Source organism: Legionella donaldsonii, from assembly GCF_900452385.1.
Classification (GTDB): domain Bacteria; phylum Pseudomonadota; class Gammaproteobacteria; order Legionellales; family Legionellaceae; genus Tatlockia; species Tatlockia donaldsonii.
In genome coordinates this window covers 357,501-378,873 of the sequence record NZ_UGOA01000001.1, presented here as the reverse complement: position 1 = coordinate 378,873, position 21,373 = coordinate 357,501, and the positions used below count along the sequence as shown (strand labels likewise).

Sequence of the window (21,373 nt, the reverse complement as noted above, 5' to 3'; positions counted from 1 at the left end):
TAATTATTTCTTCTTACGTCTTCTGACGATAAAACGGTCAGTACGCTTATTACTTCTAGTTTTGTACCCTTTTGTTGGTACACCCCATGGTGTGACTGGATGACGACCACCTGAAGTACGTCCCTCACCACCACCATGTGGATGGTCGACAGGGTTCATTGCTACACCACGCACAGTTGGCCGAATTCCACGCCAGCGTTTCGCACCTGCTTTACCAAGCGCACGCAAGCTATGCTCACTATTGCTAACTTCACCAATAACAGCACGGCAAGTAGCTAATACTTTACGCATTTCACCAGATCGCAGTTTCAGTGTGGCATAAGCACCCTCTTTAGCAACGATCTGCCCACTGCAACCAGCACTTCGTAACATCTGCGCACCTTTGCCAGGCTTGAGCTCTACGCAGTGAATTGTTGTACCAACAGGAATATTTCTCAACGGCAAACAGTTGCCATTGCTAATTGGTGAATCTTCACCACTGATAATTGTATCACCAGCTTTCAAACTTGAAGGTGCAATAATGTATCGTCGTTCACCATCTTTGTAAACGACTAAAGCGATAAGTGCAGAACGATTGGGATCGTATTCAATTCGCTCAACTTTAGCTTCTATACCGTCTTTATTTCTTTTGAAGTCAATCAAACGATACTTAGCACGAACACCGCCACCAATGTGACGTACTGTTATTCGCCCCTGGTTATTACGTCCACCTGTCTTATTTAATTTTTCAACCAAGGCAGCGTGTGGCTGTCCTTTGTGAATATTCTGATGGACAACTCGAATTTCACCACGCTTACCGGGTGATGTGGGTTTAGATTTTAATAATGCCATCTTAATCTGCCTTATTCTGTCACGCTAAAGTCGATGTCATAATTATCGTGTAAAGAAACAAACGCCTTTTTCCAATCGCTACGCTTACCATTCAATTGTTTAAAACGTTTTGTTTTACCCTTTACATTGATAGTTGACACATTCTTGACCTTGACATTAAACATGTGCTCAACAGCTTGCTTAATCTCTTGCTTCGTAGCTGTCTTTAACACTTTAAAAGTGAATTGCTTAAACTTGTCAGCCATCACTGTCGTTTTTTCAGAGGTATGCGGTTCTCGAAGAATCATTAACAAACGTTCAGCATTCATTGTAACTGCTCCTCTAAACTTTTAATGGCATCTTGAGTCATTAACACTTTTTCAAAGCGCAACAGACTGACAGGATCTAAAGAACTCACATCACAAATGTCATATTGAATCAAATTACGAGAAGCCAAGTATTCATTCTCACCGACTTCATTCATAACGATCAACGCATTTGGCAACTCTAATTCATTCATTTTGCTAATAAAATCTTTGGTTTTATGTGATTGACATTGAAAATCACTGACAACCACCAGATTTCCAGCACGATGAAGCTCGGAGATTATACTACGCAATGCGCGTTTGTACATTTTTTTATTAAGTTTTTGGCTATAATCTCTCTTTTTAGAAGCAAAGGTTACCCCGCCAGAACGCCAGATTGGACTACGAATAGTTCCTGCCCGTGCTCTACCAGTACCCTTTTGGCGCCAAGGTTTTTTGCCACCACCACTCACTTCGGAGCGTGTCTTTTGCGCACTATTACCACTACGAGCGTTATTCATGAACGTAACAACAGCTTGGTGTATTAGACCTTCGTTGTAGTTGTATCCAAATACCTCTTCATTAACCTTTAATTGGCTGTTGGTATCTTTTGTTTTCAGTTCCATTATTTGCCCCTTACATTCTTCTTAACAGCGGGCCTTACTTCAACTCTTGCACCCGGACAGCCTGGTATAGCGCCTTTGATTAAAAGTAAATTACGCTCTTGATCAACGCGAACCACTTCAAGGCTTTGTGTTGTACATCTTGCATTACCCATATGGCCAGCCATTTTCTTACCTTTAAATACACGGCCTGGAGTTTGGTTTTGACCAATTGATCCAACTACACGGTGCGACCTTGAGTTACCATGCGTTGCATCCTGAGTACGAAAGTTGTAGCGCTTGACAGTACCAGCAAAACCCTTCCCTTTAGAAAGAGCTGATACATCAACCAGTTGCCCTGCATTGAAAATCTCGTTTACTGATATCACTTGACCCGCAGTAAAAGTATCAATTTCATCTATACGAAATTCACAAAGCATATCACCAGCATCAATTCCAGCCTTGGCAAAATGACCTGTTAAAGGCTTATTTACATGACTTGCCTTTTTCACGCCACCTGCTATCTGAACAGCTGTATAACCATCTTTTTCGATGGTTTTAATCTGTGACACACGGTTAGGTACAACCTCAACAACAGAAACAGGAATTGAAACACCTTCCTCTGTGAAGACCCGTGTCATACCGATTTTACGGCCTAATAACCCAATCGTCATTCTAACACCTCATTAATAACCTTGCCTGTTAGGACTATTCGTCATCAAGGCTAATCTGCACATCAACCCCTGCAGCCAAATCCAACTTCATCAATGCATCAACTGTTTTTTCAGTGGGATGTACGATGACAACCAGGCGTTTATGAGTGCGTAGTTCATATTGATCGCGCGCGTCTTTATTAACGTGCGGAGAGATCAATACAGTAAATTTCTCTTTCTTAATCGGCAGAGGTATAGGGCCACGTATTTGTGCCCCTGTACGTTTCGCTGTCTCGACAATTTCGCGAGTTGATAAATCAATCAGCCGATGATCAAAAGATTTTAGACGTATTTTAATATTTTGATTGTTACTCATTATTATTACTCAATGATTTTTGCGACTACACCGGCACCAACTGTGCGGCCACCTTCACGAATTGCGAAACGCAATCCTTCGTCCATAGCAATTGGCGAATGCAGGTTAACAATCATTTGTACGTTGTCACCTGGCATTACCATTTCTATACCTGCTGGTAAATCGCAAGAACCGGTCACGTCTGTCGTTCTGAAATAGAACTGCGGACGGTAGCCGTTGAAGAATGGTGTATGACGACCACCTTCATCTTTTGATAACACATAGACTTCTGCTTCAAATTTTGTATGAGGCTTGATTGTTCCTGGCTTCGCCAATACTTGACCACGCTCAACTTCATCACGCTTCGTTCCGCGTAATAACACACCAACGTTATCCCCAGCGCGCCCTTCGTCAAGAAGTTTGCGGAACATCTCAACGCCTGTGCAGGTCGTCTTCTGGGTATCCCGTATTCCTACAATCTCAACTTCTTCACCAACTTTAACGATACCACTCTCGATACGGCCTGTTACTACTGTTCCACGTCCAGAGATCGAGAATACGTCTTCGATTGGTAACAAGAAGCTCTTGTCAATGTTACGTACTGGTTCGGGGATATATGAATCCATTGTCTCTACTAGCTTCTCAATCGCTGGTACGCCGATATCACTCGTGTCGCCTTCCAACGCTTTCAGTGCGGATCCAACTACAATTGGAATATCATCACCAGGAAATTCATAGCTGCTCAACAGATCGCGTACTTCCATCTCTACCAACTCGAGAAGCTCCGCATCATCAACCATGTCCGCCTTATTCAAAAACACAACAATGTAAGGCACACCAACCTGACGCGACAACAGAATGTGTTCCCTTGTCTGAGGCATTGGGCCATCTGCTGCTGACACAACCAGGATCGCTCCATCCATCTGAGCCGCTCCGGTAATCATGTTCTTAACATAGTCAGCATGACCTGGGCAATCTACGTGAGCGTAATGGCGGTTTGCTGATTCGTATTCAACGTGTGCTGTTGATATCGTAATTCCGCGCTCCCGCTCTTCTGGCGCCGCATCAATCTGATCGTACGCTTTCGCTGTACCACCATATTTCTTTGCCATAATCGTGGTAATCGCCGCTGTTAATGTCGTCTTACCATGATCTACGTGACCAATCGTGCCAACGTTAACGTGTGGCTTCTTACGCTCAAATTTTTCCTTCGCCATTTTCAATACCTCATTAACTTTTATTGTTTCTTGATAATTGCTTCAGCAATGTTTGCTGGTGCTTCTGAATATTTAGCAAACTCCATGGTGTAAGTAGCACGACCTTGAGTTGCTGAACGCAGGTCCGTTGCATAACCAAACATTTCAGCAAGTGGAACTTCTGCACGGACAATTTTACCCGCCGGAGAATCTTCCATCCCTTGAACCATACCTCTTCTACGATTAAGGTCACCCATGACATCACCCATGTAATCTTCAGGGGTAACTACCTCAACGTCCATTATGGGTTCAAGTAACACCGGCTTTGCTTTCAATGCACCTTGCTTGAAACATTGTGAACCAGCGATTTTAAATGCCATCTCGCTTGAATCCACTTCGTGGAAAGAACCATCAAACAACGTAACTTTGACGTCAACCACTGGATATCCAGCAATAACACCATTTTGCAACTGTTCTTGTACACCCTTATCAACCGCAGGAATGTATTCTTTGGGAATAACACCACCCACGATAGCATTTACAAACTCATAGCCAGCACCTGGCTCTTGAGGTTCTAGTTTCAGCCAAACGTGTCCATATTGACCACGCCCACCTGATTGACGAACAAATTTACCTTCTTGTTCAACACTGGCTTTCAAGGTTTCACGATAAGCAACCTGTGGCTTACCAACGTTGGCTTCCACATTAAACTCACGCTTCATACGGTCAACAATAATTTCCAAGTGCAATTCACCCATACCTTGAATAATTGTTTGGCCTGACTCTTCATCAGTATGAACACGGAAAGATGGATCTTCTTGTGCCAACTTGCCAAGAGCAATTGACATTTTTTCCTGATCAGCTTTTGTCCTGGGCTCCACAGCAACTGCGATCACCGGATCAGGGAAGTCCATTCGCTCAAGCGTTACTACCTTATCAACATCGCAAAGTGTATCGCCCGTAGTTACGTTTTTCAAACCTACTGCGGCAGCAATATCACCCGCTCTGACTTCTTTAATTTCTTCACGTGAATTAGCATGCATTTGCAGCAAACGACCAATACGCTCTTTTTTACCTTTTACAGGGTTGTATACTGTATCACCACTTCTAACAATACCCGAATAAGCACGGAAATAAGTCAAGTTACCAACGAACGGGTCGGTAGCAATTTTAAATGCCAATGCAGAGAAAGGTTCATCATAAGATGTCTTTCTATGAATTTCTTCACCATCTTCATCAACACCACGAATCGCGGGGATATCCAGTGGAGATGGCAGATACTCAACAACACCATCAAGAACAGCTTGTACACCTTTGTTCTTAAAAGCCGAACCACAGAAGACAGGAACAATTTCATTGTTAATTGTGCGTTTACGAAGTGCCTTCTTAATTTCTTCTTCTGTAAACTCCTCACCTTCGAGGTACTTTTCCATCAACTCTTCAGTAGCTTCAGCAGCTGCCTCAATGATTTTGGCACGGTACTCTTCACATTGAGCTTTCATATCTGCAGGTACTTCAACATATTTGAAGGTCATACCTTTAGACTCTTCATCCCACTCAATCGCTTTCATTTTGATAAGGTCAACAACCCCTTTAAATGAATCTTCAGCACCGATAGGCAACTGTACAACGACAGGATTTGAACCAAGGCGCTGCTTAATTTGAGTAACGACTCGCAGGAAATTAGCACCCATTCTATCCATTTTATTAACAAATACGATACGTGGCACACCATATTTGTCTGACTGACGCCACACTGTTTCTGATTGTGGCTCAACGCCAGAAACAGAGTCAAATACCACAACAGCACCATCAAGAACACGCAGAGAACGCTCAACCTCAATCATGAAGTCAACATGCCCTGGGGTATCAATAATATTGATACGATGAGGTGCAAAATTCTTGTCCATTCCGGGCCAGAAGCAGGTAGTTGCAGCGGATGTAATCGTAATCCCCCGCTCCTGCTCTTGAACCATCCAGTCCATTGTCGCAGCACCGTCATGTACTTCACCAATTTTATGCGAAACACCCGTATAAAACAGAACACGCTCAGTAGTGGTCGTCTTACCAGCATCAACGTGCGCGGCAATGCCAATATTTCTGTACAGTTCTAATGGAGTAGACACGACATACCTCTCTTTTAATTCCATCTAAAGTGCGCAAAGGCCTGGTTAGCTTTTGCCATTTTATGGGTGTCCTCACGTTTTTTTACAGCTGACCCTTTACTTTCAAAGGCATCCATCAATTCACCAGCCAAACGTAGCATCATGCCTTTTTCACCGCGTGAACGTGCTGCCTGCACAATCCAACGCATACCTAAAGCGATACTTCTATCAGTACGCACTTCTACTGGAACCTGATAGGTTGCGCCACCAACACGTCGTGAACGAACTTCAACGCTTGGTCGAACATTGTCAAGTGCCTGCTCGAAATAATTCAAAACTCCAGTAGCGCCGCCAGTACTGCCTTGCTCGCCACTCTCATCATCACTTTTCTTAGTCTTCTTAACACGGTCGTTCAGCAACTCCAACGCACCATAAATAATTTTTTCAGCAGTTGATTTTTTACCGCTAATCATCAGCACATTGATAAACTTTGCGAGCAATTCACTGTGATGCTTTGGATCAGGCAAAATCTCGCGTTTGGGGACTTCTCTTCTTCTTGGCATTTCTAGCTTCCTAAAATCAGATTATTTCTTATCTTTCGGTTTTTTGGTTCCGTACTTAGAACGGCCTTGTTTACGGTCGTTCACACCGGAAGTATCCAAACTACCGCGTACAGTGTGATAACGCACACCTGGTAAGTCCTTAACACGACCACCACGGATTAGTACTACAGAGTGTTCCTGCAAATTGTGGCCTTCACCACCGATGTATGAAGACACCTCAAAACCATTTGTCAAACGAACACGAGCAACCTTACGCATAGCTGAGTTAGGCTTTTTAGGTGTTGTGGTGTAAACACGTGTACATACACCCCGTCGTTGCGGACATGATTCCAATGCGGGAACGTTAGATTTTCTCTTGGCGTTCACGCGAGGCTTTCTTACTAACTGATTAATAGTAGCCATTTATTCTTAACTCCGAACTTTCAATTTGTATTTATTTCGAGTGCATAAGGAGGCCGGATTCTATATAGGTCCAGCGGGTTTGTCAAGTTCAAACCCACTGGTAATAGATCAGCTTTATTCATCATGACTGTCTGCATTAAGCGCTTCACTTAATGCATGTTGCACATCACTAGCAGTCACCATATGCGCATTATGCTCAGTACCTGCAGCAGCAGCTCTCGCGCGCTTCGCTTTTCGGCCTTGATGATATGCGTAGCCAGTTCCTGCTGGAATCAGGCGACCTACCATCACGTTCTCTTTCAAACCACGCAAATCATCAACCTTTCCACTTACAGCCGCTTCCGTCAGAACACGAGTTGTTTCCTGGAATGACGCAGCGGAAATGAATGATTCAGTTGCCAAAGAGGCCTTAGTAATACCAAGTAATATAGGCGTACCTCGAGCCACTTCTTTTCCTTCAGCAGCGAGCCTATCATTTTCCTGCAACATCATGCTCTCTTCGACTTGCTCACCAACAAGGAATTTTGAATCTCCTGCAAACGTAATGACACGTTTACGTAACATCTGCCGAACGATTGTTTCAATGTGCTTGTCGTTAATCTTCACACCTTGTAAGCGGTATACGTCTTGTACTTCATTGACAATATAATTCGCCAAAGCGCCAACACCAAGCAAACGTAAAATATCGTGCGGATTAAGCGGTCCATCTGCTATTACCTCACCACGCTCAACATGCTCACCCTCAAAGACTGAAATATGACGCCATTTAGGAATGAGTTCTTCATGTGAATGTTGTTCAGACGCAGTTATTATCAACCGCCTCTTACCCTTGGTTTCCTTACCAAAATTCACTAGCCCAGAAGTTTCAGCCATAACAGCCGCATCTTTTGGCTTTCTCGCTTCAAACAAGTCAGCTACACGTGGTAGACCCCCGGTAATGTCGCGGGTCTTAGAACGCTCTTGTGGAATACGGGCAATAACATCCCCAATTCCCACTGCACTGCCATCTTCGAAATTAATAATTGCATCCACCGGCAAATAGTATTGTGCAGGAACATTCGTACCAGCCAGGTAGATATCATCACCATCATCAGAGACCAGTTTAACCATCGGGCGTAAATCACGGCCTGCAGCTATGCGTTGCTTGGCATCAGTTACCACGATATTACTCAAACCGGTTAACTCATCAGTTTGGCGATTCATCGTTAACCCTTCGAGAAGATCGACAAACTTCAGACGGCCACTTACTTCAGAAATAACCGGGTGAGTATGTGGATCCCAAGTAGCAATAACCTGCCCAGCTTCTACAGCCATGTTGTCATGGACGGTTAAAACCGCACCATAAGGCAGTTTATAACGCTCTCTCTCACGACCAAAATCATCAACAATGGAAACTTCACCTGACCGTGAAACAGCAACAAGGTTACTATTTTCGTGGGTTACAGTTTTGATGTTATGCAGGCGAATCACACCTTTATTCTTAATTTGAATATTGTTTGCTGCCGTCGCTCTTGATGCGGCTCCCCCAATGTGGAAAGTACGCATGGTTAACTGAGTTCCTGGCTCCCCGATTGATTGAGCAGCAATAATACCGACCGCTTCACCTGTATTGACTAAATGACCACGGGCTAAATCACGTCCATAACATTTAGCACAGAGGCCGAAGCGAGTATCACAGGTAATGGGTGAACGAACAGTAACCTGATCAACACCAAACTTCTCCAGTTCTTCAACCCAATCTTCATCCAGCAAGGTGCCTGTGGTAACAACCGGCTCATCCTGGTTAGGAACATAAACATCTTTAGCAACGACTCGGCCCAGTACACGCTCATGCAATGGCTCAACAATGTCACCGCCTTCAATCAACGGCTGCATCAAAATACCATTTTCTGTACCACAATCATCTTCTGTAATAACCACGTCCTGCGCCACATCAACCAATCGGCGAGTCAGGTAACCTGAGTTTGCTGTTTTTAATGCTGTATCAGCTAGACCTTTACGCGCTCCGTGGGTAGAAATAAAGTACTGGAATACGTTTAGACCTTCGCGGAAGTTAGCTGTAATTGGTGTCTCAATAATCGAGCCGTCTGGTGCAGCCATTAATCCCCGCATCCCGGCAAGCTGTCTGATCTGGGCAGCAGATCCTCTAGCACCGGAGTCGGCCATCATAAAGATGGGGTTAAAGGATTCTTGACGTAAAACCTTACCTGTACGGTCAACAACCTCTTCGGTGGCAATCTTGGCCATCATCGACTTGGCTACCATTTCGTTGGTTCGCGACCATATATCGATTACTTTGTTATAACGTTCGCCATTAGTAACGAGACCAGAACGGAACTGAGATTCAATCTCACGAACTTCATTGTCGGCCTGCTCAATGATCGACGCTTTATCATCCGGGATTTCCATATCCTCAATACCGATCGAAGCACCGGCTCGAGTCGCATACTTAAATCCAGTGTACATAAGTTGGTCGGCAAAGATAACCGTTTCTTTCAAACCAAATTTACGGTAGCAACTGTCTACAACCTTAGTAATGGCCTTTTTGGTCATTGCCCTATTAATCTGTGCAAAAGGCATTCCCTTAGGCAGAATATCAGCAAGAATGCCGCGTCCCACAGTCGTCTCTACCAAGTGGAAGCCTTCACCATCCTCACGAGGCATTCTAATTTTCACTTTCGCATGGATATCTACATAACCTGCTTCATAAAAATTCTGGGCCTCTTGTGCACTTACAAAGATCTTACCTTCTCCCAGGGCATTTATGCGCTCACGCGTCAGGTAGTAAAGTCCCAACACTACGTCCTGGCTAGGTACAATAATCGGCTCACCGCTTGCTGGCGACAAAATATTATTTGTCGACATCATTAAGGAACGTGCTTCCAACTGTGCCTCTATGGTCAGTGGCACGTGCACTGCCATCTGGTCCCCGTCAAAGTCAGCGTTATATGCTGTACAGACTAGAGGATGTAATTGGATGGCTTTACCTTCAATTAATACAGGCTCAAATGCTTGAATACCAAGCCGATGCAGCGTCGGTGCACGGTTGAGTAGAATAGGATGTTCGCGAATAACGTCATCAAGAATATCCCAAACAACAGGCTCTTCTCTCTCAACCATTTTCTTGGCAGCTTTAATCGTAGTTGCCAAACCTCTAAATTCCAGCTTGCTAAAAATGAATGGCTTGAATAATTCCAAAGCCATTTTCTTTGGCAATCCACATTGATGCAGGCGTAAAGTTGGTCCCACTACAATTACAGAACGGCCAGAATAGTCAACACGCTTTCCTAGAAGGTTTTGGCGGAAACGACCTTGCTTCCCCTTAATCATATCAGCAAGAGATTTCAACGGACGCTTATTGGTACCAGTGATCGCACGACCACGACGACCATTGTCAAGCAAGGCATCAACTGATTCCTGCAACATTCTTTTTTCATTACGAACAATAATATCAGGTGCACTTAAATCAAGGAGTCGCTTCAAACGATTATTACGATTGATAACTCGTCGATAAAGATCGTTTAAGTCTGACGTGGCGAATCGTCCCCCATCAAGAGGTACAAGTGGGCGTAAATCCGGAGGAAGTACCGGCAACACATCCATGATCATCCACTCAGGCTTGTTTCCTGACTCATAAAATGCTTCGAGCAGCTTCAATCGCTTGGTGATCTTTTTAATCTTCGTTTCCGAATTCGTTGTCGGCAATTCTTCACGTAACGATTTAATTTCTTCTTCCAAATCAATTTGACGGAGTAAATCGCGAATTGCTTCAGCACCCATACGGGCATCAAATTCATCACCATATTGTTCCATGGCGTCAAGATAAACTTCATCATTCAGTAATTGGCCACGCTCCAATTCCGTCATACCTGGATCAACAACGACGAATGCTTCGAAATAGAGAACTCGTTCGATGTCACGCAGTGTCATATCAAGCAAAAGACCAATACGGGATGGCAATGATTTAAGGAACCAGATATGTGCTACTGGGCTCGCCAATTCAATATGCCCCATACGTTCACGTCGAACTTTGGCAAGTGCGAGTTCAACCCCGCACTTTTCGCAGATAACACCACGGTGTTTAAGACGCTTATATTTACCGCATAAGCACTCATAGTCTTTTACTGGACCAAACGTTTTCGCACAGAATAATCCATCACGCTCAGGTTTGAACGTGCGGTAATTGATAGTCTCTGGCTTTTTCACCTCACCATAGGACCATGAACGAATTAAATCAGGTGAAGCCAACGCAATTTTAATTGCATCAAATTCTTCACTTTGTCCCTGTTGTTTGAGGATACCAAGCAGGTCACTCATTACAGGCGGTTTTCTCATCGGGTCTAGAGTAGCCAAGTCTATGCCTCCAAAAATTTATTAGTCAGAATTATTCAGTGAACGATTAGTCGTGATCCAATTCGATATCAATCCCCAACGCCCTTATTTCTTTCAGTAACACATTGAAAGACTCAGGCATACCAGGATCCATTCGATGATCGCCATCGACTATGTTTTTATATATCTTTGTCCTTCCACCGACATCATCCGATTTAACTGTTAACATCTCTTGCAACGTATAAGCGGCACCGTAAGCCTCTAAGGCCCACACTTCCATCTCCCCAAACCGTTGACCACCAAATTGTGCCTTTCCACCAAGAGGTTGCTGGGTTACCAGACTATACGATCCCGTTGAACGGGCATGCATTTTGTCATCAACTAGATGGTTCAGCTTGAGCATATACATATAACCAACGGTTACTGGATTATCAAATTGCTTACCAGTTCTTCCGTCGAACAATATTGTCTTCCCATCAGCAGGTAAACCGGCTAACTCGAGCATGGATTTAATTTCTGCCTCGCTTGCACCATCAAACACTGGCGTTGCCATGGGAACACCTTCTCTCAGGTTATCCGCCAGCAGCATCAATTCGCTATCATCCAGACTATCGAGGCGTACACGTTCCTGATCATCATGATTATATATTTTGCCTAAATAATCCCTGATCTCACCGGTAGAGCCTTGATTATCCAATAGTGCAGCAATTCTATGGCCGAGCCCTTTAGCAGCCAGACCAAGATGGGTTTCCAATACCTGCCCGATATTCATACGCGAAGGTACCCCCAATGGGTTTAGTACGATATCTACAGCCGTACCGTCTTCCATATAAGGCATGTCTTCCACTGGAACAACGATCGAGATAACCCCTTTGTTTCCGTGCCGTCCAGCCATCTTGTCACCAGGCTGTATACGACGCTTAACAGCTAGATAGACTTTAACAATCTTCAATACGCCAGGAGCTAAATCATCCCCCTGAATTATTTTTTTACGGCTATCGTTAAAGCGCTTTTCCATTTCCTTGCTGAGTAACTCTAATTGCTTGGAAAGCTGTTCCAATTGCTGGCTGACAGCATCATCATCAACATGAATATCAAACCATTTTTCCCTGTCGATTTTTTCTAAATGTGCTGCAGTAATTTTAGTGCCAGCTTTTATTGCGCCTGGTCCGCCAGTCGCAGATTTATTCAACAGCAAGGTGTTTACGCGATGATAAATATCTTCTTCGCGGATACGGCGCTCGTCGATCAGATCCTTCCGAACTCGTGCCAGATGCTCTTCTTCAATACTCTTGGCACGTTCATCTTTTTCAAGTCCATCACGTGTAAAGACTTGGACATCGATTACGGTACCATTCATTCCAGAAGGAACACGCAGAGAAGAATCCTTCACATCAGATGCCTTCTCACCGAAAATAGCACGTAATAGTTTTTCTTCCGGGGTAAGTTGTGTTTCACCTTTTGGTGTTACCTTACCCACCAAAATATCACCCGCACTAACCTCTGCACCAATATAAACAACACCAGACTCATCCAGATTAGCCAAAGCTGATTCACCCACATTAGGAATATCAGCTGTAATTTCTTCTGTACCTAGTTTGGTATCCCTGGCAATACAAGTTAATTCTTCGATGTGGATCGTAGTAAATCTGTCTTCTTGTACGATTCGTTCAGAAATCAGAATAGAATCCTCGAAGTTGTAACCATTCCAGGGCATGAAAGCAACTAACAAATTTTGTCCCAGAGCAAGCTCACCCATGTCAGTACATGGACCGTCAGCAAGCACATCACCACGCTGGATACGATCACCGGCAGAAACAATCGGCCTTTGATTGATACAAGTATCCTGGTTTGAACGAAAGTACTTTGTCAGGTTATAAATATCAACACCAGCCTCACCTGCTGTTGTTTCGTCATCATTGACGCGGACAACAATACGGGAAGCATCTACTAAATCAATAATGCCACCACGCTTCGCAACAACCGACACACCTGAGTCGGAAGCAACTGTGCGCTCCATACCAGTTCCTACCAACGGCTTTTCAGAACGTAAGGTCGGTACAGCTTGACGTTGCATGTTTGAGCCCATCAAAGCTCGGTTAGCATCATCATGCTCCAAGAATGGAATTAGCGATGCAGCCACAGAAACGATTTGCTTAGGTGACACATCCATATAGTTAATCTTATCTGGCGTTGTCAGTGAAAATTCGTTCTGGTGTCTGCAAGGTACGAGATCAGCCAGGATTTTACCTTTTGCGTCCACTTCAACACTTGATTGAGCAATGTACTGATCAACCTCTTCAATTGCGGAGAGATATTCGATTTCATCAGTAACATGACCATCAATCACTTTTCGGCAAGGTGTCTCAATAAAGCCGTACTCATTTGTACGCGCATAAACAGACAACGAGTTAATCAAACCAATGTTTGGCCCTTCAGGCGTCTCAATCGGACAAACTCGACCATAATGCGTTGTATGAACGTCACGAACCTCAAAACCGGCACGTTCCCGGGTTAAGCCGCCTGGGCCAAGGGCCGAAACACGGCGCTTATGAGTAACACCTGACAGCGGGTTAACTTGATCCATGAACTGCGATAATTGGCTGGAACCAAAGAACTCTTTGATCGCAGCAGAGACTGGTTTAGCATTAATCAGATCCTGCGGCATCAAATTTTCTGACTCAACTAAACTCAAACGTTCTTTAACTGCGCGTTCCACACGGACCAAACCAACGCGAAATTGGTTTTCAGCCATTTCACCTACGCTACGTACACGACGGTTACCAAGGTGGTCAATATCATCAACCATACCAATACCGTTACGAATATCGATGAGTGTTTTGATAACAGCAAGAATATCTTCTTTAGTTAGAGTACCTGGGCCAGTATCATCTTTCCGACCTACACGTCGGTTAAATTTCATACGACCGACTGCCGATAAATCGTAGCGATCTTCAGCAAAGAAAAGATTTTTGAATAGGGCTTCTGCAGCTTCCTTAGTCGGAGGCTCTCCTGGGCGCATCATTCTATAGATTTCAACCAAAGCCTCAAGCTGACTAGCGGTAGGATCTATCTTCAACGTATCGGAAATGTATGATCCATGATCCAGATCATTGGTATAGATCATTTCAAAACTGAAAATTCCTTGTTCAGCAAGTTGGTCTAGTAACTCAGCGGTCACTTCATCATTGGCCTGAGCAAGCACTTCGCCAGTTTCTGTATTAACAACATGTTTTGCCAGAATTTTACCAATCAAATAATCTCTTGGAACAACGAGATCCTGCATGTTGCTCTTTTCCATCTGCTTAATGTGACGGGCAGTAATACGGCGACCTAACTCAACAATTAACTCACCGGTTTCTGGAACAACAATATCAAAAGAAGCAATTTCACCCCGAAGTCTGGCGGGAATTAAATTAATATGGAATTCACCATTTCGTAATTGGCAATAGGTGGATTCAAAAAACTCACCTAAGATCTCTTCTGTTTCATAGCCTAAAGCACGCAATAAAATAGTCACGGGTAACTTGCGACGTCTATCAATTCGCACAAAAACGCAATCCTTGGGATCTAATTCAAAATCCAACCATGAGCCACGGTAAGGTATTGTACGGGCAGAATACAGCAACTTCCCGGAGGAATGTGTCTTACCCTTATCATGTTCAAAGATAACGCCAGGTGAACGATGTAATTGAGATACAACAACGCGCTCTGTACCATTAACAACAAAAGTACCCACGTCAGTCATTAAGGGTATTTCACCCATGAAAACATCTTGTTCGCGAATATCTTTAATAGGCTTAGGCTCGCCTGCAGCATCCTTATCCAGGACAACGAGTCGTATTTTTACGCGCAGAGGGGCTGAATAAGTTAACCCACGCAGTTTACATTCTTTTACGTCAAATGCCGGCTCACCCAATTTATAGCTCACGTACTCTAGTCGAGCATTACCCGAAAAACTCTCAATAGGAAATACTGACGAGAACGCGGCGTGCAGACCAGTATTTTGCTGCTCGCTCTTGGGATCGATCTGTAAAAAATCACTATAGGACTTTAGCTGGATCTCAAGCAAATTAGGAATTTTCATCTTATCTGCTTGCCTACCAAAGCTTTTGCGAAATCGTTTTTTCTCAGCATGTGAATATTGAGGTTTAGCTTTTGCAATTGCCATGGTGGTTCCTCTGTAAATTATTGATGTCATCAAACACACAAACCCAGCCATGTGACCATGGCCGGGTTTTTATACATATAAACAACGGTATTACTTAACGTCGACAGACGCGCCAGCTTCTTCAAGCTTCTTCTTAATGTCAGCGGCTTCGTCTTTAGATACACCTTCTTTAATTGTTGAAGGAGCACCTTCTACTAAGTCTTTAGCTTCTTTCAAGCCCAGACCAGTAATTTCACGCACTGCTTTAATAACGCCTACTTTGTTAGCACCAAAGCTTGACATTACCACATCAAACTCAGTCTTTTCTTCAGCAGCGGCAGCGGCGCCAGCAGCTGGTGCAGCAACAGCAACAGCAGCGGCAGCAGCAGATACGTTGAATTTCTTTTCCATTGCTTCGATAAGTTCTACAACTTCCATTACAGACATTTTAGAAATTGTGTCAAGAATGTCGTTTTGAGATACAGCCATTTCTAGCTCCTAAGTTAAAATATTAAAAGATTATGTGGTTTATTACTTTGTGTCTTTAACAGCAGCAACCGTTCTAACCAATTTGGTATGCGGGGCTGCAAGTGTACGGACAAACTTCTCAACAGGCGCTTTCATCACATACAGCAACTTGGCTAACGCCTCATCACGAGTTGGCAAGCTAGCAACCGCATCAAGCTGATCGGCTTCATAAACCTTACCACTCACTGCTAATGCTTTGATTTCAAGCTTATCAAATGTTTTAACAAAGTCCTTTAGCATTCTTGCTGCATCACTTGGTGCTTCAAGTGACAATGCAATAAACAGAGGACCTACCAACTTGTCACTTAAGCAAGCAAATTCGGTTTTTTCAAAAGCTCTGCGGGCAAGTGTATTTGGCACTACTCGCATGTAAACACCGGCTTTGCGTGCTCCGCTACGGAGCTGGGTCATTTGATTCACTGTTAAACCACGATAATCAGCAACGACTGCCGAAATAGCCTTAGAAGCAACTACAGTCACTTCTTCAACAACAGCTTTCTTTGCAGCTAATGTTAACGTCACGTTACTGACCTCCTAAGTTGTGCAAATCCTGTGGATTTGACAGTTATGGTGGCCGTCTCGGAGAGTTCCGGAGCCGGTTCACCGTCTGCGCAGGAAATTAAGCCTTCGGCACCTGCGGTCTTCGACGGCATCGAACCATGTCTATGCCGTGAAAGCGTTTTAAAGGGCGATATATGTTACACGGGTATCGTAGCAATATCAATAGGCAAACCTGGTCCCATCGTGGTAGAAAATGATATTTTCTTAAAATACACACCCTTTGAAGAAGCTGGCTTCGCTTTACGTAGATCCGCCATCAATGCAGAAATGTTAGTTAACAAATCATCTGCACTAAAATCTGCTTTGCCGACTGAGCAGTGGATAATACCATTCTTATCTGTTCGATAACGAACCTGACCAGACTTGGCATCGTTAACAGCCGCTTCAACATTCATTGTTACAGTGCCAACCTTGGGGTTAGGCATCAAACCACGGGGGCCTAGAATTTGTCCAAGTTGCCCTACAATGCGCATTGCATCTGGCGTTGCAATGACAACGTCAAAATTCATTTCGCCGGCTTTAATTTGTTCAGCCAAATCTTCAAACCCAACCAAGTCAGCGCCAGCATTTTTTGCCTTAGTCGCGTTGTCGCCTTGCGCAAATACTGCAACACGTACAGTTTTTCCTGTACCTTTTGGTAGGTTAGTTGATGAACGTACAACCTGATCAGACTTACGTGGATCAACACCAAGATTGAAACTTACATCAAAACTTTCTTTAAATTTACTACTAGCAAATTCCTTTAACACCTCAATCGCTTCAACTGCGTTATAGAGATGATTAAGCTTGACCTTTTCACGAATTTTTTGCTGTTTTTTACTTAACTTAGCCATGGTAACCCCTTATTCAATACCTTCAACCTCAATACCCATGCTGCGTGCAGTTCCCGCAATCGTGCGTACTGCCGCGTCCAAACTACCCGCTGTAAGATCAGGCTCTTTTGTTTTAGCAATCTCTTCAAGTTGAGCACGGTTAAGCTTAGCGACTTTCTTGGTATTGGGAGTACCACTTCCACTTTGGATACCTGCTTGCTTTTTAAGCAACACAGAGGCTGGTGGTGTCTTGGTTATAAAGGTAAAGCTGCGATCACTGTATACGGTAATCACTACAGGCGTAGGCAAGCCCTGTTCCATATTTTGAGTTTGCGCATTAAAAGCCTTACAGAACTCCATGATGTTAACACCACGTTGTCCCAAAGCAGGACCAACAGGTGGGCTTGGATTAGCCTTACCGGCTGGAATTTGCAATTTTATATATGCTTCTACTTTTTTAGCCATCATTACTCCTCTTGGGTATAACGCCATTTCATAGTTACCCTCAAAGCATCAAGGGCAGGTACTAATTTGACTCCCCGGTTAACATACAAACAAATTACGTCTTTTCTACTTGACTGAACTCAAGTTCAACCGGCGTAGAACGACCAAATATGAGTACTGCTACTCGCAGCCTACTTTTCTCATAGTTGACCTCTTCGACAACACCGTTGAAATCAACAAATGGTCCATCTTTAACTCGCACCACCTCACCTGGTTCAAACAGAATCTTCGGTCTCGGTTTAGTAACACCATCTTCAACACGTTGCAAAATTGCTCGAGCTTCCTTATCGGAAATAGGAGTCGGCGTTTGACTGGTCCCACCAATAAAGCCCAAGACACGTGGAATTGCGCGAATCATATGCCAGGTTTCATCATCCATAACCATATTCACCAGCACATAGCCGGGAAAAAATTTGCGGGTACTTTTCCTTTTTTGACCTGCCCGCATTTCAACAACTTCTTCTGATGGAACGACTACTTCACCTATTCTATCTTGCAGGTTGTGGTGTTCTGCACGTGACTTTATTTCACGCATAACAAAATTTTCATGACCTGAATAGGCATGAACCACATACCATTGTTTAGTTTTTTGCTCTTCCACCGTATTATCAACCCAAATGTGTTAATTTAGCGATTACCCACATCATGCCAGAATCAATACCCCACAGAATGAATCCAGTGACAGCAACCATGATCATAACAATTGATGTAGTTTGAACGGTTTCCTGACGTGTTGGCCAGACTACCTTTTGCAACTCTATCTTTGCGTCTTTTGCAAATGCGAAGACTTCTTTACCTTTGGATGTAAAAAAGCCTAACAATCCTGTCAACACAAACCAACCGAGCCAGATAATGACTTTTATAGGACCTGAGAAATTAAAGTAATATGTACAGAAAAAGGCTAAAATTGCGATTAGCCCGATACTAAACCACAACATAATTTCTTTAAAGTTCATAGTGGAACCATTCGTATTTTTCATAATTATCTAGTAGTTGGCAGGCCAGGAGGGAATCGAACCCCCAACCTGCGGTTTTGGAGACCGCCGCTCTGCCAATTGAGCTACTGGCCTATCTTACATCTTGGTGTGAAACCCTGAAGTTTCACACCATCAATCACTTACTCAATGATTTTTGCGACTACACCGGCACCAACTGTGCGGCCACCTTCACGAATTGCGAAACGCAATCCTTCGTCCATAGCAATTGGCGAATGCAGGTTAACAATCATTTGTACGTTGTCACCTGGCATTACCATTTCTATACCTGCTGGTAAATCGCAAGAACCGGTCACGTCTGTCGTTCTGAAATAGAACTGCGGACGGTAGCCGTTGAAGAATGGTGTATGACGACCACCTTCATCTTTTGATAACACATAGACTTCTGCTTCAAATTTTGTATGAGGCTTGATTGTTCCTGGCTTCGCCAATACTTGACCACGCTCAACTTCATCACGCTTCGTTCCGCGTAATAACACACCAACGTTATCCCCAGCGCGCCCTTCGTCAAGAAGTTTGCGGAACATCTCAACGCCTGTGCAGGTCGTCTTCTGGGTATCCCGTATTCCTACAATCTCAACTTCTTCACCAACTTTAACGATACCACTCTCGATACGGCCTGTTACTACTGTTCCACGTCCAGAGATCGAGAATACGTCTTCGATTGGTAACAAGAAGCTCTTGTCAATGTTACGTACTGGTTCGGGGATATATGAATCCATTGTCTCTACTAGCTTCTCAATCGCTGGTACGCCGATATCACTCGTGTCGCCTTCCAACGCTTTCAGTGCAGATCCAACTACAATTGGAATATCATCACCAGGAAATTCATAGCTGCTCAACAGATCGCGTACTTCCATCTCTACCAACTCGAGAAGCTCCGCATCATCAACCATGTCCGCCTTATTCAAAAACACAACAATGTAAGGCACACCAACCTGACGCGACAACAGAATGTGTTCCCTTGTCTGAGGCATTGGGCCATCTGCTGCTGATACAACCAGGATCGCTCCATCCATCTGAGCCGCTCCGGTAATCATGTTCTTAACATAGTCAGCATGACCTGGGCAATCTACGTGAGCGTAATGGCGGTTTGCTGATTCGTATTCAACGTGTGCTGTTGATATCGTAATTCCGCGCTCCCGCTCTTCTGGCGCCGCATCAATCTGATCGTACGCTTTCGCTGTACCACCATATTTCTTTGCCATAATCGTGGTAATCGCCGCTGTTAATGTCGTCTTACCATGATCTACGTGACCAATCGTGCCAACGTTAACGTGTGGCTTCTTACGCTCAAATTTTTCCTTCGCCATCGGAAAATCTCCCCATTCAAAAGTTTATAACTGTATGGTGCCCACAACTGGACTCGAACCAACGACCTCTTCCTTACCAAGGAAGTGCTCTACCGCCTGAGCTATGTGGGCATTAAATTACAGACTTTACAGTCTGCCGCTTAACAAACTTGGAGCGGGTGATGGGAATCGAACCCACGCTATCAGCTTGGAAGGCTGAAGTTCTACCATTGAACTACACCCGCTTGTCAACCACATCTTTTTGTTCATATTGGTGGAGGGGGAAGGATTCGAACCTTCGAAGGCAGAGCCGTCAGATTTACAGTCTGATCCCTTTGGCCGCTCGGGAACCCCTCCAAAAAGAACGCCATTTTCTTTCATGATATGATTAAAGTCAATAGCCTTGTATACACGAGGGCTAGCATCTAGATGGTGCTGGCACCAGGAATCGAACCCGGGACCTACTGATTACAAGTCAGTTGCTCTACCAACTGAGCTACGCCAGCATACTATTTACGCCATGTGCTTTAGTCACGCTAACTGGGACTCCAGTCAGCCGGATGAAACAGCACGGTTTCATCCAATTTTCTCGTGCGCAATTCACACGAGCTACTGCTTAGGAAAAAAGCCCTGGCGATGACCTACTTTCGCATGGAGAAACTCCACACTATCATCGGCGCGGGTCTGTTTCACTTCTGAGTTCGAGATGGAGTCAGGTGGTTCCAAACCGCTATGGTCGCCAGGAAAACTGGTTTGCCTGTTCTGGTTAAAGCAGGGTTAACTGCGATAGCCAGGAGGCCGGTAAAGAATATGAGGTAACACAAACGTATTCGTCTTTCATTATTGCCTATAACCTCAAAGCAATTCAGGTTATATGGTCAAGACAATCAGCCAATTAGTACGAGTTAGCTTCACGCATTACTGCGCTTCCACACCTCGCCTATCAACGTCGTAGTCTTCAACGGGCTTCATGGGAAAACTCATCTTGAGGGAGGCTTCCCGCTTAGATGCTTTCAGCGGTTATCCCGTCCGAACTTAGCTACCCGGCAATGCGACTGGCGTCACAACCGGAACACCAGAGGTTCGTCCACTCCGGTCCTCTCGTACTAGGAGCAGCTCCTCTCAATTTTCCTACGCCCACGGCAGATAGGGACCGAACTGTCTCACGACGTTCTAAACCCAGCTCGCGTACCACTTTAAATGGCGAA

The 21,373-nt window shown here is 44.3% G+C and carries 18 protein-coding genes, 5 tRNA genes and 2 rRNA genes (1 of these 25 running past the window's edge); all 25 read right to left on the bottom strand.

All coding sequences use genetic code 11. From position 1 onward, the window contains the following. Positions 1–3 precede the first annotated feature (3 nt). A complete protein-coding gene (rplB, locus tag DYC89_RS01755; RefSeq protein WP_115220235.1) occupies positions 4–831 on the bottom strand; it encodes a 50S ribosomal protein L2 in 828 nt (275 codons plus the stop codon). Positions 832–842: 11 nt separating this feature from the next. Beyond that, entirely contained in the window at positions 843–1,139 is a 297-nt protein-coding gene (rplW, locus tag DYC89_RS01750) for a 50S ribosomal protein L23 (protein ID WP_115220234.1), read from the bottom strand. Then, positions 1,136–1,741 (bottom strand): 50S ribosomal protein L4, encoded by a 606-nt coding sequence (gene rplD / locus DYC89_RS01745; protein ID WP_115220233.1) that lies wholly within the window; start codon positions 1,739–1,741, stop codon positions 1,136–1,138. The genes rplW and rplD overlap by 4 nt, the downstream gene beginning before the upstream one ends. Further along, positions 1,741–2,391, bottom strand: a complete 651-nt coding sequence (rplC, locus tag DYC89_RS01740; protein WP_115220232.1) for a 50S ribosomal protein L3 — start codon at positions 2,389–2,391, stop codon at positions 1,741–1,743. Before rplC ends, rplD begins: the two co-directional genes overlap by 1 nt. A gap of 34 nt (positions 2,392–2,425) precedes the next feature. After that, positions 2,426–2,746 carry a 30S ribosomal protein S10 gene (gene rpsJ, locus DYC89_RS01735; RefSeq protein WP_058447223.1) on the bottom strand — a complete coding sequence of 107 codons (321 nt, stop codon included), beginning with the start codon at positions 2,744–2,746 and terminating at the stop codon, positions 2,426–2,428. A gap of 5 nt (positions 2,747–2,751) precedes the next feature. After that, entirely contained in the window at positions 2,752–3,942 is a 1,191-nt protein-coding gene (tuf, locus tag DYC89_RS01730; RefSeq protein ID WP_115220224.1) for an elongation factor Tu, read from the bottom strand. A gap of 20 nt (positions 3,943–3,962) precedes the next feature. Further along, positions 3,963–6,071, bottom strand: coding sequence for an elongation factor G (gene fusA, locus DYC89_RS01725; RefSeq protein WP_181879300.1), 2,109 nt, complete (start codon positions 6,069–6,071; stop codon positions 3,963–3,965). Beyond that, entirely contained in the window at positions 6,062–6,589 is a 528-nt protein-coding gene (gene rpsG, locus DYC89_RS01720) for a 30S ribosomal protein S7 (protein WP_115220231.1), read from the bottom strand. The genes fusA and rpsG overlap by 10 nt, the downstream gene beginning before the upstream one ends. A gap of 21 nt (positions 6,590–6,610) precedes the next feature. Beyond that, the gene (rpsL, locus tag DYC89_RS01715; RefSeq protein ID WP_058444522.1) at positions 6,611–6,991 is read right to left on the bottom strand and encodes a 30S ribosomal protein S12; all 381 of its coding nucleotides are present in this window, start codon (positions 6,989–6,991) and stop codon (positions 6,611–6,613) included. Between the two features lie 114 nt (positions 6,992–7,105). After that, positions 7,106–11,308, bottom strand: coding sequence for a DNA-directed RNA polymerase subunit beta' (gene rpoC, locus DYC89_RS01710; RefSeq protein ID WP_181879436.1), 4,203 nt, complete (start codon positions 11,306–11,308; stop codon positions 7,106–7,108). An 82-nt stretch (positions 11,309–11,390) separates the two neighbouring features. Continuing rightward, positions 11,391–15,494 carry a DNA-directed RNA polymerase subunit beta gene (rpoB, locus tag DYC89_RS01705; protein WP_115220229.1) on the bottom strand — a complete coding sequence of 1,368 codons (4,104 nt, stop codon included), beginning with the start codon at positions 15,492–15,494 and terminating at the stop codon, positions 11,391–11,393. A gap of 90 nt (positions 15,495–15,584) precedes the next feature. Then, positions 15,585–15,962 carry a 50S ribosomal protein L7/L12 gene (gene rplL / locus DYC89_RS01700; RefSeq protein ID WP_115220228.1) on the bottom strand — a complete coding sequence of 126 codons (378 nt, stop codon included), beginning with the start codon at positions 15,960–15,962 and terminating at the stop codon, positions 15,585–15,587. Between the two features lie 42 nt (positions 15,963–16,004). Next, complete coding sequence (gene rplJ / locus DYC89_RS01695; protein WP_058444516.1) at positions 16,005–16,523, bottom strand: 50S ribosomal protein L10; 519 nt, start codon at positions 16,521–16,523, stop codon at positions 16,005–16,007. Between the two features lie 176 nt (positions 16,524–16,699). Beyond that, positions 16,700–17,395, bottom strand: a complete 696-nt coding sequence (rplA, locus tag DYC89_RS01690) for a 50S ribosomal protein L1 (RefSeq protein WP_115220227.1) — start codon at positions 17,393–17,395, stop codon at positions 16,700–16,702. 9 nt (positions 17,396–17,404) lie between these two features. Further along, entirely contained in the window at positions 17,405–17,839 is a 435-nt protein-coding gene (gene rplK, locus DYC89_RS01685; protein ID WP_058444512.1) for a 50S ribosomal protein L11, read from the bottom strand. Positions 17,840–17,933: 94 nt separating this feature from the next. Further along, a complete protein-coding gene (nusG, locus tag DYC89_RS01680; RefSeq protein ID WP_115220226.1) occupies positions 17,934–18,479 on the bottom strand; it encodes a transcription termination/antitermination protein NusG in 546 nt (181 codons plus the stop codon). A gap of 7 nt (positions 18,480–18,486) precedes the next feature. Continuing rightward, entirely contained in the window at positions 18,487–18,858 is a 372-nt protein-coding gene (gene secE / locus DYC89_RS01675) for a preprotein translocase subunit SecE (RefSeq protein WP_115220225.1), read from the bottom strand. A gap of 14 nt (positions 18,859–18,872) precedes the next feature. Then, positions 18,873–18,948: transfer RNA gene (locus DYC89_RS01670), tRNA-Trp, on the bottom strand. Positions 18,949–18,995: 47 nt separating this feature from the next. Beyond that, positions 18,996–20,186 carry an elongation factor Tu gene (gene tuf, locus DYC89_RS01665; RefSeq protein ID WP_115220224.1) on the bottom strand — a complete coding sequence of 397 codons (1,191 nt, stop codon included), beginning with the start codon at positions 20,184–20,186 and terminating at the stop codon, positions 18,996–18,998. A 35-nt stretch (positions 20,187–20,221) separates the two neighbouring features. Continuing rightward, a tRNA-Thr gene (locus tag DYC89_RS01660) sits at positions 20,222–20,297 on the bottom strand. A 39-nt stretch (positions 20,298–20,336) separates the two neighbouring features. Continuing rightward, positions 20,337–20,410: transfer RNA gene (locus DYC89_RS01655), tRNA-Gly, on the bottom strand. Between the two features lie 27 nt (positions 20,411–20,437). Further along, positions 20,438–20,522, bottom strand: a tRNA-Tyr gene (locus DYC89_RS01650). Positions 20,523–20,595: 73 nt separating this feature from the next. After that, positions 20,596–20,671 (bottom strand) — tRNA-Thr (locus DYC89_RS01645). 122 nt (positions 20,672–20,793) lie between these two features. Beyond that, positions 20,794–20,909, bottom strand: a 5S ribosomal RNA gene (gene rrf / locus DYC89_RS01640). 130 nt (positions 20,910–21,039) lie between these two features. Further along, a 23S ribosomal RNA gene (locus DYC89_RS01635) occupies positions 21,040–21,373 on the bottom strand; it runs 2,563 nt beyond the window's last position.